Origin of the sequence: Bdellovibrio sp. HCB-110 (assembly GCF_047323225.1) — a bacterium.
Taxonomy (GTDB): Bacteria; Bdellovibrionota; Bdellovibrionia; order Bdellovibrionales; family Bdellovibrionaceae; genus Bdellovibrio.
In genome coordinates, this window is record NZ_CP178750.1 from 3,256,037 (window position 1) to 3,270,061 (window position 14,025).

Below are 14,025 nucleotides of genomic sequence, written 5' to 3' on the forward strand. Positions count from 1 at the left end.
ACATGGTAGTACTTAAAGCAAGGGTATTGAATTATAGGACCAAGCAGCCGATCCTAGTTGGGAGAACGCGGGAGGTTCTATGAGCATTCTCAAGTACATTTTAGATAGATTTATCCACCAAAGGCCGTTCTTTTATGGCTGGGAACAAAGAGCCTATGAACGACGCCAAGAGCAATATCCTAGCTCTTTCCAAAACACTTGCAGGCTTTATAAGGATTAACTACAGTCCCTAAAGCATGCAAAGCCCCACGACTACTGAATCTTCAGTCCTCTTTAATCGTCCCTTGTGGTTTTATATAAAAAATAATCCCCGAGCCTTCAGCTTGGGGATGCTTTTTTTGTTCATCACTAATGCCCTTGATGGCATTTATCCTCTGATCATGAAAACCGCCATTGATCAGATCGAATCGCAAGTTCCTTTAAACGATATCGGTAAAACCTGCCTGATCTTTTTCGCGATCATGTCGGGCCTGGCGATCAGCCGTTACGGATGGCGCACCAACTTCGGCCGTTTTCACACTTATGCGGCTGAACACATTCGCCAGAAATTATTCCGTCATGTGACTTCTCTGGGACCCAACTTCTTCCACAAAAATCAGGTGGGGGAATTAATGAGTCTTTTAACCAATGACGTCCAATCTTTCCGCCAAGCGATTGGCCCTGGCCTTTTGATTCTTGCCGATGGTGTGATCATCATTGCCGTTGTTCTTCCCATCATGGCTTCGATGAGCTGGGACTGGACTTGGAAAACTTTGGTGTTTTTACCCATCGTTCCTTTCCTTATTTGGAAGGTGATGCGCCTTATTCACTCAAACTATAAAACTCAGCAAGATCGTTTCTCAGAATTGACAGGTGTCGCTCAAGAAACCGTGGGTGGCATTCGTGTGATTAAGAGTTTTGCCCAAGAGGACAATCGCACGACTCTTTTTAACGGCGTGAGTTCTGCTTTTGAAAAAGCCTGCAATAAAGTCGCGCGTATTGATGCTTTCTTCGTCCCTGTCATGGAGTTTGGTGTCACCTCGGGAAGCGTGATCCTTCTTTTTATCGCGAAAGATGATATTTACTCCGGCGCCGTGACTATCGGTACCTTTGTTGCCTTTCATCGTTATATCCAAAAAATGGTGTGGCCGATGACGGCCTTGGGAATGGGATTTTCTTATTTCCAAAAAGGTTATGCTTCGTTTGATCGTATCAAAGATGTTTTAAAAACAGAGACCGACATTCCAGATGAAGGAACCTATGAACTTGAAAAGTTCGAAAGTCTTGAGTTCAAAAACGTCTCTTATAAACACAAGGGCGGCACTCATTACGTTCTTAAGAATGTTTCCTTTTCCCTTAAAGCTGGAGAAAGCTTAGGGATCATGGGTCCCGTGGGCGCAGGTAAAACAACACTGCTTCATTTGCTCTCGCGCATGTATCCTCTTGAAGAGGGACAAATTCTTATCAATGGGATTTCCATTGATAAGATCACTCAAGAGTCTTTAAGAAAGACCTTCCTTCTTGTTCCTCAAGAAGCCTTCTTATTTAGCGAAAGTATTTCTGAAAACGTCAGCTTTGGATTGCCAGAACGTGCGGCGGAAGAAGAAATCTTACGCATGACGGAGATCGTGGACCTCAGTAAAGAGATCGACACTCTTCCTCATAAATACGAATCCCAATTGGGCGAAAGAGGCGTGAATCTATCCGGCGGACAGAAACAACGTCTGACCATTGCTCGTGGCCTTATCATGAAAACTCCTGTTCTGGTTTTGGATGACTCACTCAGCGCCGTCGATACACGCACTGAAAAAGCCATTGAGGAAGAACTCTCAAAGAGTCGCTCAACGATGAGCCGTATCATCGTGGCTCACCGCCTTTCATCACTGAAAGCTGTGGATAAATTGTTAATTCTGAAAGATGGCCAAGTGGAAGCTCATGGCTCCTACGAAGACGTTTTGAAAGTCAGCCCCACTTTCCAAAAAATTGTGCAAATCCAAGGGAAAGGAGATCACCATGAGTGAGAATTTCATGCATGAAGACTTGGTGAAAACCAAGATCACCTACCCTGGACTTTTTAAGCGTCTTTGGCCCTACGCCCGCAAAGAAAAGCTTTTGCTTTTTTCTGCAATCTTCGCCGTAGCTGGCGGAGCCCTTGTTGCCCGCTTGATCCCGGCTTTGATCGGCTATGCCATTGATCATGGTGTTAAGGGCAAAGACTACAGCGTGTTCACGCAAGTGGCTTATGCTTATTTGGTACTGGAAATTTTCCGCTCTTGTTTTTCTTTTGCCAATGTTTACTTGTTCCAACTCTTTGGCAATCGCATGCTCTTCCACTTACGCGAAGACTTGATGGGTCACGTGCAAAGATTGCCTTTGCAGTTTTTCAATAAAACTCCCACAGGTCGCATTGTGACGCGATTGACGAATGACGTGATGTCTTTAGGTGAACTTTTCACCGACGGCGTGATCTCAGTATTCACGCATATGGTGATTATTGTTTCTGTCGTCGTCGCCTTGGCTTTGATTTCTTGGAAACTCACCTTAGTGTCTCTGATTTTAGCGCCGTTTTTTATTGGGGCTTCCTTTTATCTGAGCAATCGCATCCGTGACATCTTAAGAGAGCAAAAGAAAAAGCTGTCTCTTATTAATGCCTTCTTAGCCGAAAATTTAAACGGCATTAAGGTTGTCCAACTTTACAATCGTGTGACTCGCAACCGCGACAAGTTTGGCGCGCTTTCCACGGACTATCGCGACACCAATATGCGCTCGATCCGGGCTTATGCTCTTATGCAGCCGATTATGAATCTGTTCAATGCGACAACGATCACGGCGGCTCTTTATTTCGGTGGACTTTTGAGTGCGCAAAATTCCATCGCCATTGGTTCTTTGGTGGCGTTCTTGATGAACATTCAAGACTTCATCCCTCCTCTTCGTGAGATTCTAGAAAAATACCAGCAGTTCCAAAACTCGTTGACGAGTGCTGAGCGTATTTTCACTTTAATGGATGAACCCAAAGAGTTTGAACTGGAAAACCTGCAAACGCCGGATGTGATTAAAGGTGATATCGAAATTCGTAATTTGAATTTCCAGTATGAAAGCAATTTGCCATTCGTACTTAAAAATATTTCCCTGCAAATCAAAGCCGGTGAATCCATCGCCTTAGTGGGACGCACAGGCAGCGGCAAGTCGACGTTTATTTCTTTGCTTCAACGATTCTATGATGCTCCGGAAAAGACTGTCTTTGTTGACGGCCTTGCTATCGAGCGCATTCCACGCACAGAGATCCGTCACCATGTGGGTGTCGTTCAACAGGACAATTTTATTTTCCGTGGAACTATTCGCGACAATATCGGTTTAGGTGATTCCCGCATTAGCGAAGATCAAATCCTGAGGGCTTGTGAAAAAACGGGCTATATGGATCTTTTAAGGCGCACAGGTCGTGATCTTTTCAGCAAAGTTGAAGAGCGCGGATCAAATCTTTCTGTGGGCGAAAGACAGTTGATCGCCTTTGCGCGTATTCTGGCTTTTAACCCCGACATTTTGATTCTGGATGAAGCCACTGCCAACATTGATTCCGAGAGCGAGCACATCATTCAGGAAGCAACCAAAGAGATCACGAAAGGCCGTACCAGCATTATCATTGCTCACCGTCTTTCCACGATTGAGCAATGTGATCGTATTGTCGTCTTGGATCATGGCGAAATCGCCGAGATTGGCTCTCACGCAGAACTCATGAAAGCCCAGGGACTTTATTATCAATTGGCTTCAGCAGGTTTGAAATCCACTTTGATGGATGCATCTGCTGCGGGCACGGCAGAACCGTAGAAGCGAACGGCATTCGTCGCTGCAATATAGTCCCAGCCATTCACGTTACTGCGCGGAATGGCTTGGCCATTGATAGTGACTGTGATGCTTTCGATCACTGGTTTTTTAGAAAGCTTGAAGTCTGTTAGAATTTGGTAGATGCGGGCGCGAATGCTCGATACTGCCGAAGACAAATTAGCAGTACAGATAGACTCTTGTACACCGCCAGATTCCTCAGCGATACCCATAAATCTTAGACCAGATTCCGAATAATCGTTAAAGGTTGTGCAGTTCTTGCTCGTAGGCAACACACCGATAAAGTTAAAAACCCATGACCTTGTGCCATCCACCCATGGACGCTTTAAACCATCCAAGAAGTTCACATAGTGACTTACTGGATTGGAAACCACGCTCTTATCGTCTTCATTCGAAAGTGCAATCACAACAAGCAAAGCGTCGTTACGGAAAAAACCTTTGCCTTCATTTGCAAGGTAACTTGCTGACAAAGCTGTCTCCATTGACTCCAAACCACGTTCGTTACTGCTCCCCGCTTCGCCGACAAGCATACGATTTTTTAAACTATTCACCAGATCCGGAGTTGATGAGGTCACGTACTTAGGGCTTCCGATAAATTTACCACCATCAGGAGTCGTTCCACCCATACTGGTTGTCACAACTGCCATATGATAGTCCATTTTTAAGGAATTTAATTTACTAACAAGCTCAGGAAGTTGAGCCCCAAGATTCTGTTGATGTTTCAGCATCGAAGAGGAGTTGTCGACGATCCACAAAATGTCGACTTTATTGTTGTAGGTCACACTCTGATCAAAGTTGTCGGACGTTGCGGGAAGATCAAACTGCACACCGGAAGAACAAGCCATCAGAGTCGAAGAAACCAAGGCCGCCAACAATAATGAAAATTCCTTTTTCATAAATCCTCTTTCAATGGATACGAAAAACTTATGCTGCTTTCGTCGTGAAGTTTTTAATCGACTCACGGGCCGATTGACTCAATGTCGTAAATTTCACGCCGTATTTCACCGGATCTACAGCGCTGGAAGTATCTTTCACAAACTGCTTGCTCACGATTTGGCAGACAGCATTGAAAGGAGGAACTCCGTCACCGGGTTGGAAGTGCAAGAAGAGCGACTGTCCAGGTTGCAAGTTGGGCGTGTCGATCAAAACACCGGCGCCACCTGCGCTGATTTCCAAGGCTTGGCCACGGAAAACTGTTTTATTATTATGAACAATCAAAGAAGCTCCGTAAGAAGCACGCGCATGACGACGACGGAAGAAAATTTCTGCCACATCGACGTCCTTAGAATCTTTCATCCCACGAATTTTATCTGATGAAAACTCTTCGACTTCGGCAACACGTTTCCATGCGGGAAGTTTGGCATGCCAGATATAGTCGTATTCAAATAATGTTTTTTCTTGGAGCATTTGGATCAGCTCCAACTGACAGAATGGACCGTAGTTATTTCCTTCTTTTAGGATGAACCACTCTTTGTCCTTCATGGCGTTTGGAAATCCCACCTTTGCCGTGGGTGTTGATGTTGGACGAACGGCAGGCTTCTGTGCCAGCTTAGAGGCAAACTCTGGATGCTCAAGTAGCATCATCCATTCCCCAACGTTTTCATCATAAACGTAATCAGTCCATTGATGTTCCTGGGCTTCGATCTTTTTTAGGACAGTCTCATGCGTATACGGTCCGATATGAGTCCCATTGTTAGAAAGATAGTACTGTTTTGCCATTGTTCCGTTACTCCTTAGAGCACCTATCGGCGCAAACAAGACTCGACTTAACTGTAGGAAATTAAACAATTTGTAAGAAAAATGGTTGCAAGTTTTCGTCGAACTTTTAGGCGGTTTCAAGAAATAGTTAAGAGCGAAATAAAGTTAAAGGGTTCCTCATGAAAGCCGAATAGATTGCTGGGGCTTAAGAAAACCTAACTTAAACCGATACTAGTTTATGGTTTTTATCCAGAAGAAAGAAATGAAACTAAGAAAAAACATCCTTATAGTTGATAATAACTGCGCGCTAGAGCAATCGGTGAAAGAGCCCTTGCTCAAACAGCTTGAGAGTTCAGGCGTGTCCCCTATTGTGGTCCGCGCAAAGGACGGAGCTGAAGCCGCTATCAAATCGGAAAATCAAAAGTTCGATATGGTTATTATTGATACAGACGTGCCACGCCTGATGGATGGCGGTTTCGTTTATGGTATCCATACTTATAAAAACACCCAAGATGCGGAAGTGATCGTGATCTCGCAAAAAGATCCAGCGGATCTTCCGGAATCTTTGCGCAGTTCTAAGTTCTTTAAAAAGCCCGTAACGCCGGAAGAGCTTATCACGGCGATGATCAGTGTTTTGAATGTTCAACATCACGGTCAAACAAAAGATCCTTGCACCGCTGCGGCCGCTACTAAATATGCCGTGGATGTGCGCGTGATCAATGCCGTTATCAAAGCGACCACCAATGTACTTGAACAGTTCGGTGTCACTTCCGTAAAAATGGAAAAAGCCGGCCCCAAATCTCCTCAAGAATGCATGATGGGAGAAGTTTCTTCGGTCATCGATATTAAAAGTCAGTCTTTCCAAGGTTATTTAAGTATTTCTTTTGATAAGGGCAGCTTTTTAGAGGTTGTTTCTACCATGTTGATGGAAGAACAAACTGAGCTTACGAAAGACAATCAAGACGCCGTCGGCGAGATCAATAATATTATCTTCGGAAATGCGAAATCAGAAATCACTTCTTACGGAGTGCAGATGACAGTTCCTCGCGTGGTTTTAGGCGCGGGCCAAGTCATTCCCTGCGATCCGGGTTCTGCGGGAATGATGATTCCGTTTTCTACTGCCAAAGGAAAGTTCTACCTTACGGTGGTGGCGCTTCCTATTGCTAAGGCCGCTTAGACCCACGCCGTTGTCGTGTGGGTTCTTGCCACTCTTAAATTTTCTACCTCCAACGTGACTTCTGAGAGAGCACTCTCAGAAGTTTGAAATGGAATGGTACGAACTATTCAATCCTAACTCGCATATTACTTGATTTCTAAATGCCTTCTCTCAGATGATCGAACTATTACCGTGAAAGATATTTTATTCCTGCCTCTTGGCGGTATTTAAGTCTGTTATGTTGAGCGCAAAGAAGTTGTGCATTCTCAACAACACTCTCTCCATCAGCCCATCGGCTTTGCTTATGATCAGTTTGCAAGAACCATTGATTGCGACACCGTCTTCCAGTTACCGGATCTCGATACTGACAGCATTGATCTTGATTGACTAGAATTTTTTTAATTTTCGCGGTGAAGGGTTTTACTTCCACGGTGGCAGTGCTTTTTCGTTCTGTACTGCGAATCTTGGCGTTCTGTTCATCGACGATTTTTTCTTGCTCAACAAAATTATTACGACTGTTATCTAATTTAACTCTCACAGAGGTCTTCTGCTTGATTACGCGATCTGTAACATACTCTAAATAGTCCACAATATCATTTGAGGAAATAGCGTGGGATAAAAGAGCTTGAGCTTGTTGGATTTTATCAGCCAGTTCTTTTGAAATCGTCAAAGACAAACGAACACTTTCATCCGCTTGCACAACTTGAGTTGTCGCTTCGACCACAGGTAAATCAAAGAAAGAAGCCACTTCCTTTTGTGATTCTTGAAAGTTCTTTGCAGTGATTTGCTCCAACAGTTCTTGCTTTTCTTCGGCGGTAACTTTCTTATGAGTCGTCTTATAAACGTCTCGCGCCGCCTTCTGAATTAAAGAAACTTGATGGAGCTTCACTTCGCCAGATTGAATCTTGCTTCCCAGGGAAGGAACTTCTCCCAACAATCTCGCCGCATCTATTCTACGCTGAGCACTACCTGCGGAGTAGCCGACACCTTCAACAAGATACAAGAATAAGTTGGCAAAGCCGTATTCCAAATACAACTTGCGTTGATCTATTTCTTTGATGGTTAAGAGAATCTCGTGAAGCAGTTCGCGTTCTTTAGAAACCAATGATTTGATTCTTTGATCGAGTTCAAATTTATTCAAGATTTTGAGATTCATTTTTTCTCCTCTGAAGCCTGAGCAGATCACTTACTGCCACCGTGGAAGTAGGTATACCATGGAAATCTCAGTGCGAATTTTACGGATTTCAGAAAAGACAATAGAAGGTTGAAGTCCATTAATAAAGACGTCTATTTGCTTCTAACTTGGTCGTTACGAAGAAATAAATTCTAAAATAAGAAGCGGCTCTCCGAGAGGAATATCTTTCAAAAGCAGCTAGACTAAAGCTCGACGAAATCTCCGCAAGAGAAATCTTCATTACAAACGAATCAACACAAGGCGATGGATTCATATTGATTCTAATTTAAAAAAGCGTTGCTCGCCGAAGTATGCTGGCAATGTGATCACGTGAAATCGACCGCTGTTAGAGTCCGGATATCTTTAGACAGATGACAAAGTCGTGCATCCTTGGTAACTCTTCAATATGTCAAAAAAGCCCAAAAGAATCTATTTAACTTTTCTCGAACAACCTAGCTCACTCGGTGATGTCGCGTTTTTACCAACTGATCCTCTTACCAATCAAGGTGTTGAAAGACTTCGTTCTTATACCAAAATCGAAAAGATTATATCCAAGGATGAAACTGATTTTGTTCAAGCTTTGAAAATTGCGAAATTTACCTCTGAAGCATGGGGACACGATGGATTTAATTCTAATCCTAAAAAACAAGATGCGCTGACGATTTTGAAATTGGCAGAAAAAGGCGCTTCATTCGCATGCGTGCAATTTGCTTCGGTTTTCGTACAACTCTGCCAAAGTGTTGGCATTCCTGCTCGTGTACTTAATGTCACGACAAAAAACCCTGGTTTGGGCTCCTCCGGGCATGGACACGTTACTGCTGAATATTTTGATAACCAACTTTGTAAATGGGTGTGGATAGATCCTCAGATTCACGCCTACGCACTTAGCAGAAATATTCCATTAAGTTACAATGAGCTTGCTGAACTTATCGTTGATGGAAAAAAAACCATCTATTAAATTTACAGAGCGAACTTTGGCTTATGTTAAGAACAATAGGGCTCATTTAAAAGTCCTTGAGAACTTTGTAAGACGGTACGTCTGGTCAGCGCGAATCGGTGGCCTCAAGGCATTTTATACCAAACAGATGAATTTAAAAAATATCGGCTGCAAAAGAAACGGAATTCTACCTGCTATCACCTTCCAAGGTTTTGCAGATAAATCTCCGGTCTATGTCTCGCGAGAAATTTTTGATGCTCCGGTAAATGCCTGCCATATCCAGTTTGAAACACGTCCACCCAGAAGAACAGTAAGCTGGAAAGATCTAAAGGACTATAAAGAGCACGCGTACTTGAATTTCGCGAAACCCGAGATCACTCTGCTTCTTAGGAATAGCATGCCATGGTTTCAGTCGTACGTAGTATTCATTAACGGTAAGAAAAAGATTTTAAAGAAGAATCAAATTACATTTAAACTTGCTGACGGCATAAATACAATTCAGGTCCAGGCAGTGAATGCCTTTAAACGTTACGGCCCGATGACTACCGCCGAAATTCGTTATGATAATCGCTATAAGGAAGTTAAGAATTATTGGTAGCGACTTAGTAAGACTTAATCACTACCACTAGTTTTTTCGAACACTAAGTGCTCACTCCCTACTCTATCGCCAGAGCCTTTTTCCACTCTGGAGTGGGCTCAATCAGTTTTCTTTCTTTCATATCGAAAAGACCGAAGGTGAAAACCGCTTCGCTGGCCACGGTGCCGTCGTCTTTGACCATTTGTTGAAGCATTTGGCCGACTTTGCCCTTGTAGTGCAGAAGCTTTGTCGTGATCGTGATGTTTTCACGCAAGCGGATTTCTTTTAAGAACTTTAAATTCACTTCCAGAATCACAGGGCCTTGTTTGAGTTTGTGAATTTCATTAAATCCATATCCGCGCGGTGTGATCAATTCCCAACGAGCCTCTTCGTACAACGACAAATAAGTGGCATTGTTGATATGACCATAAGAATCGACATGGTTTTCACGAACTGTGATTTTGTACTGACTTACTTCCGACATATTAAACCTCTACTTCAGCGCTTCACGGATATGGGCTGAGGCAAGATCCAAAGCCCACACAACCACCGCGATCACCGCGATAATGCAACCGACTTCCCGCCACATCGCCTGCCCTTGATACTGCACCAGCATCGTGCCAATGCCACCACCACCAACAAGACCGATGATCGTTGCCATACGCACATTGATGTCCCAGCGGTACACCGTAAATGAAATATACGGCAAAAGCACCTGAGGAACAATCGCATACCAAATAGTCTGAAGTTTATTTGCGCCCGTGGATTCAATCGCCTCAATCGGTCCTTCTTCCACCGACTCCACCATTTCAGAATATTGTTTTGCTAAAGAAGCAATGGAGTGAATCATCAAGGCGAGCATTCCCGCAAAAGGACCAATGCCCACCCACACAGAAAAGATAATGGCCCAAATTAATGCCTCAATGGATCGAGTGATGTTTAACATTGTTCGGAGGACAAAATAAATTCCCTGAGCCCAAGGTCCTCGCATAATATTTTTTGCGCAGAAAAAGCTAAGAATAAATGCCGCAGGGATGGCAAGACTCGTTGCCAGGAACGCCATAAAAACCGTTTCGACGATATTGAGAACCGCGCGAGGAAGTACATCCCAATTCGGGTGAAGCAATCCTTTAAACAGACGAACCGCTCCGGCAAAGCCATTCTCGTCAAAAATTTCGATGAAGGAAAATTCCGTTTTCTTAAGAGCAACGATAAATGCCACAAGCAAGGACAGCAAAAGCTGCCATCCCCAAAAGCGACGATACCAAGCCTTGTCCGCCAAAGTCGGAGGCGACGTCTTAAATAAAACATCCCCCAACGTCACAACACTTTGCTTTTTTAAAAGAAGGCTGAACCCACAGCCCAAGGCAAAAAAGACCAAAACAAACACACTGACTGCGCCAAGATTTAGAAGCTGCTCTTCCGAAGTGACGAACACAACAACGGCCGCCACCGAGAACAGAAATGCGAACAGAATGCCATCAAAGATCGTTTTTCGAAAAATCATGAGCACCCTCTCCGTAAATACGTTTGAACCACTCTTCCGTGATTTCTTCCGGACGACCTGTGAATACCAACTCCCCGTCTTTCAAGGCTACGACTCGTGTCGCATATTTTCTAACTAAAGAAAGAAAGTGCAAATTTACGATCACCGTAATGCCAAGTTCCTGATTAATCTTCTTGAGGCAATCCATCACCACATGGCAAGTGGCCGGGTCCAACGATGACACTGGCTCATCAGCAAGTAGCAACGTCGGCTTTTGCGTTAGAGCTCTGGCAATGGCCACACGCTGCTTTTGCCCACCCGACAATTGATCGGCACGCACCAAAGCTTTTTCCGCAATACCGACTAATTGTAAGTTTTTAAGAGCCTCATTCTTTTCGGCCTCAGAAAAAAGACCCAAGATACTTTGCCACGTTGATTTTTCAGCAAGGCGTCCCATCAAAACATTCTTAAGAACACTCTGACGGGGAATTAAGTTGAAGTGCTGAAAGATCATGCCCATCTTTTTTCGCAAAGAACGAATGTCTTCCGTTTTTTGCAAACCACCAATGTCTTGACCTTCAAAATAAATTTGACCCGACGTGGGTTCTTGCAAACGATTCAAACAACGAAGCAATGTGGACTTACCGGAACCACTTAAACCAATGACAACAAGAAACTCTCCTTGTTGCACTTCAAGGTTCACGCCCTTCAGAGCTTTCACTCCGCCGGGATAAATTTTTGTCAGGTTTCGCACACTCAAAAGAGGGGTGCTCACGTTATTTCCCCTCTGGCGACAAGGTTTTTAGCATCTCTCGGACGGTGTCGTAATCACCATCGGTCGCTTTTTTAAAGTTTGTCGCTCCCAACATCAAATCAATTGCTTTTTTTCCTTCATCTGTCGCGGCAAACTGCAAAAGGGTGTCGACGATTTTTTCTTTCATCTCTTCCGGCATGTCCTTGCGGAAAGCGATGGGATCATTGGGAATGGGCTCTGAAAGTTCGATGATTTTTACTTTCTGTTCAACATCTGGATACTGAGTCTTCACCAAACGGCGCGCATCTTCGATATGTCCATTTTGCGGAGGACTGTAATAAGTGGCCCCGGCATCCACTTGACGTTGGTAAATCATTGTCACAACCGAATCGTGCTTCATCGCAAAGACAATATCTTTGGGCTCGATCTTGCGATCTTTCAAAGTCTTTAATGGCAAAAGATAACCTGACGTCGACGCGGGATCGACAAAAGCAATTTTTTTCCCGGCAAGATCTTTGAGAGATTTAATTTTACTATCCGCATGAGCCAAGAACTGAGATTGATAAGTGGCAAGACCGTACCGAATCACCGTCAAACGCGCTTCAGCTCCGTACTGCTTGTGAGCAAGATAGTATCCATAAGTGTTGATCGCCGCCACATCCGCCCGTTTTGTTCCAAAGGCCTCAACCACCGCAACAAAAGATTGAGGGATCGTAATTTCAAATTTGTAGGGTGTGTTTTTTTCCAAATACTCTTCAAGAATTTTTGCATTGTCGGTCAAAACCTTCGCATCAACCGCAGGCACAAGATGAAATTTGATAGGATTTTTTTCCGTTCCCAAAGCGTCTTTTTTAAACGTACAAGCAGACAAAGAAAGAGCGCCCATCAGGACTATCGTTGAGAGAAGTCTATTCATGTTGTTGCCTCCCAATTCATTATAGAAAATCACCGTCTTCGGGCAAGAAAAGTCTTTGATTTCACTAGACTTGTATGGGCGCTTGGCGCAGGATGTGGGAACTGGACTGTGCCAGAGGTAAAAATGTTGAGTCAGATTCTTGTTAATATTCAGGACCTCACCAAGCAGGGCAAAAAAAGTCTCGTAGTCTTCGATTTGGACTCCACACTTTTTGATGTCAGCCCTCGTGTGGAGCGAATTCTTCTCGACTTTGCAGCATCACCTTTAAATCAAAAACGCTTTCCGGAACAAGTCGCCCTTTTTAAAAATATCAAAACTCTTCGTACGGATTGGGGCATTCAAGGAGCGCTTCAACGCGCAGGTTTGGATGGACATCATCCGGAATTTCAAGAAGCTGTTCGCGAATACTGGCAAAAACATTTCTTTTCAAATCACTATCTGCAATTCGATAGCCTCTATGATGGGGCTCTTGAGTTTGTCGAGGCTGTCGACAAAGCTGGCGCCGAGATCGTTTACCTGACAGGTCGAGATGTGGAAAGAATGGGGATTGGCTCCAAAGAAATTTTACAACAATGGGGTTTCCCTCTGCATGAAAAAGCGACTCTGGTTTTGAAACCTCATCGCAGTATGGACGATGCTCAATTTAAAACGGATTATTTTATTGAGGCCGACAAAAATGGCTTTGCTAAAATTTATTTCTTTGAAAATGAGCCCGTGAACCTCAATCATCTTGTTCAATACTGCCCTCACGTGGAAATGATTTTCTTTGAAAGCACTCATGCAGGCAAAGCTCAACCGCCTGTGAATATTCCGCGTATTATGAATTTCCTTCTTTCGCAAAAAGGATCTTAATGCTTTATCTGGTTGCAACTCCCATTGGTGACACGACTGAAATCACATTGCGCGCTTTGGAAATTCTTAAATCCTGCGACGTGGTGATCTGTGAAAGCACGAAAGAGGCTTCCAAACTTCTCCGTTCTCACGGCATTACGGGGAAAACTTATGAAGTGCTCGATGAACATTCGACCCCTGCGGATAAAGCAGCCTTAGTTCCCCTGTGCGCTGAAAAAAATGTGGCCCTGGTCACAGACTGTGGAACACCCGGATTTTGCGATCCTGGAGCCGATCTAGTGCGTCTGTGCCGCCAGAAGAATGTTCCGGTAAAATCAGCTTTAGGCGCTTCAGCGCTGATGGGGCTTTTGTCTTTAAGCGGTCAACGTCTGGATGAATTTGTCTTCCGTGGTTTTTTACCTGCGGAAACAGAGGCCCGCGGAAAAGCTTTGAAAGAATTAACCAAGGAAAAACGCGCCATCATCGTGATGGACACTCCCTATCGTTTGAAAAAAACTTTGAACGATATGAAAGAGCATTTCTCACAAAGAAAGTTCTTACTGACTCTCAATCTTTCTCAAGAAGATGAAAGTGTCCTTGAAGGACCTATTGATAAAATTATTTCCGGACTTCGTTTCGAAAAAGCGGAGTTCATGCTTTTGATTTATCCGGCATAA

Annotated in this window: 15 protein-coding genes; 8 read left to right on the plus strand and 7 right to left on the minus strand. The window is 44.0% G+C overall.

Annotation, left to right across the window (positions count from 1 at the left end; all coding sequences use genetic code 11):
- Nucleotides 1-79 precede the first annotated feature (79 nt).
- The 3 genes from ACL934_RS15510 to ACL934_RS15520 all read left to right on the plus strand — a co-directional run bounded on the left by ACL934_RS15510 (nt 80) and on the right by ACL934_RS15520 (nt 3,804).
- The gene (locus ACL934_RS15510) at nt 80-220 is read left to right on the plus strand and encodes a hypothetical protein (RefSeq protein WP_374074950.1); all 141 of its coding nucleotides are present in this window, start codon (nt 80-82) and stop codon (nt 218-220) included.
- A 109-nt stretch (nt 221-329) separates the two neighbouring features.
- Nucleotides 330-2,000: an ABC transporter ATP-binding protein gene (locus ACL934_RS15515; protein ID WP_413612534.1), complete on the plus strand. Its 1,671-nt coding sequence runs from the start codon at nt 330-332 to the stop codon at nt 1,998-2,000.
- Complete coding sequence (locus tag ACL934_RS15520; protein ID WP_413612535.1) at nt 1,993-3,804, plus strand: ABC transporter ATP-binding protein; 1,812 nt, start codon at nt 1,993-1,995, stop codon at nt 3,802-3,804. Before ACL934_RS15515 ends, ACL934_RS15520 begins: the two co-directional genes overlap by 8 nt.
- Here ACL934_RS15520 and ACL934_RS15525 read toward each other — a convergent pair.
- Together ACL934_RS15525 and ACL934_RS15530 are read right to left on the minus strand one after the other, a co-directional pair.
- Nucleotides 3,735-4,715 (minus strand): hypothetical protein, encoded by a 981-nt coding sequence (locus ACL934_RS15525; RefSeq protein ID WP_413612536.1) that lies wholly within the window; start codon nt 4,713-4,715, stop codon nt 3,735-3,737. The two genes, ACL934_RS15520 and ACL934_RS15525, sit on opposite strands and share 70 nt — an antisense overlap.
- A gap of 28 nt (nt 4,716-4,743) precedes the next feature.
- On the minus strand, nt 4,744-5,538 hold the full coding sequence (locus tag ACL934_RS15530; protein WP_413612537.1) for a GYF domain-containing protein: 795 nt from the start codon (nt 5,536-5,538) through the stop codon (nt 4,744-4,746).
- A gap of 241 nt (nt 5,539-5,779) precedes the next feature.
- On the opposite strand from ACL934_RS15530, the gene ACL934_RS15535 reads away from it, so the two are divergent.
- Nucleotides 5,780-6,694 carry a chemotaxis protein CheX gene (locus ACL934_RS15535; protein ID WP_374074961.1) on the plus strand — a complete coding sequence of 305 codons (915 nt, stop codon included), beginning with the start codon at nt 5,780-5,782 and terminating at the stop codon, nt 6,692-6,694.
- A 166-nt stretch (nt 6,695-6,860) separates the two neighbouring features.
- Here ACL934_RS15535 and ACL934_RS15540 read toward each other — a convergent pair whose 3' ends face one another.
- On the minus strand, nt 6,861-7,829 hold the full coding sequence (locus tag ACL934_RS15540; protein ID WP_413612538.1) for an HNH endonuclease: 969 nt from the start codon (nt 7,827-7,829) through the stop codon (nt 6,861-6,863).
- A 424-nt stretch (nt 7,830-8,253) separates the two neighbouring features.
- Between ACL934_RS15540 and ACL934_RS15545 the strand changes: the two genes are divergently transcribed.
- Nucleotides 8,254-8,805, plus strand: coding sequence for a transglutaminase-like domain-containing protein (locus tag ACL934_RS15545; RefSeq protein WP_413612539.1), 552 nt, complete (start codon nt 8,254-8,256; stop codon nt 8,803-8,805).
- The gene (locus ACL934_RS15550) at nt 8,759-9,382 is read left to right on the plus strand and encodes a hypothetical protein (RefSeq protein ID WP_413612540.1); all 624 of its coding nucleotides are present in this window, start codon (nt 8,759-8,761) and stop codon (nt 9,380-9,382) included. Before ACL934_RS15545 ends, ACL934_RS15550 begins: the two co-directional genes overlap by 47 nt.
- Before the next feature lie 58 nt (nt 9,383-9,440).
- Here the strand turns inward: ACL934_RS15550 and ACL934_RS15555 are convergent, their stop codons facing one another.
- Genes ACL934_RS15555 through ACL934_RS15570 form a run of 4 tightly spaced genes read right to left on the minus strand, consistent with a single transcriptional unit; the run spans nt 9,441 to nt 12,517 of the window.
- A complete protein-coding gene (locus ACL934_RS15555) occupies nt 9,441-9,845 on the minus strand; it encodes an acyl-CoA thioesterase (protein WP_374074968.1) in 405 nt (134 codons plus the stop codon).
- A gap of 9 nt (nt 9,846-9,854) precedes the next feature.
- The gene (gene phnE, locus ACL934_RS15560) at nt 9,855-10,868 is read right to left on the minus strand and encodes a phosphonate ABC transporter, permease protein PhnE (protein ID WP_413612541.1); all 1,014 of its coding nucleotides are present in this window, start codon (nt 10,866-10,868) and stop codon (nt 9,855-9,857) included.
- Nucleotides 10,843-11,622, minus strand: a complete 780-nt coding sequence (phnC, locus tag ACL934_RS15565) for a phosphonate ABC transporter ATP-binding protein (RefSeq protein ID WP_413612542.1) — start codon at nt 11,620-11,622, stop codon at nt 10,843-10,845. The genes phnE and phnC overlap by 26 nt, the downstream gene beginning before the upstream one ends.
- A 1-nt stretch (nt 11,623) precedes the next feature.
- Entirely contained in the window at nt 11,624-12,517 is an 894-nt protein-coding gene (locus ACL934_RS15570) for a phosphate/phosphite/phosphonate ABC transporter substrate-binding protein (protein ID WP_413612543.1), read from the minus strand.
- Nucleotides 12,518-12,640: 123 nt separating this feature from the next.
- Between ACL934_RS15570 and ACL934_RS15575 the strand changes: the two genes are divergently transcribed.
- On the plus strand, nt 12,641-13,369 hold the full coding sequence (locus tag ACL934_RS15575; RefSeq protein WP_413612544.1) for an HAD family hydrolase: 729 nt from the start codon (nt 12,641-12,643) through the stop codon (nt 13,367-13,369).
- A complete protein-coding gene (locus ACL934_RS15580) occupies nt 13,369-14,025 on the plus strand; it encodes an SAM-dependent methyltransferase (protein ID WP_413612545.1) in 657 nt (218 codons plus the stop codon). The genes ACL934_RS15575 and ACL934_RS15580 overlap by 1 nt, the downstream gene beginning before the upstream one ends.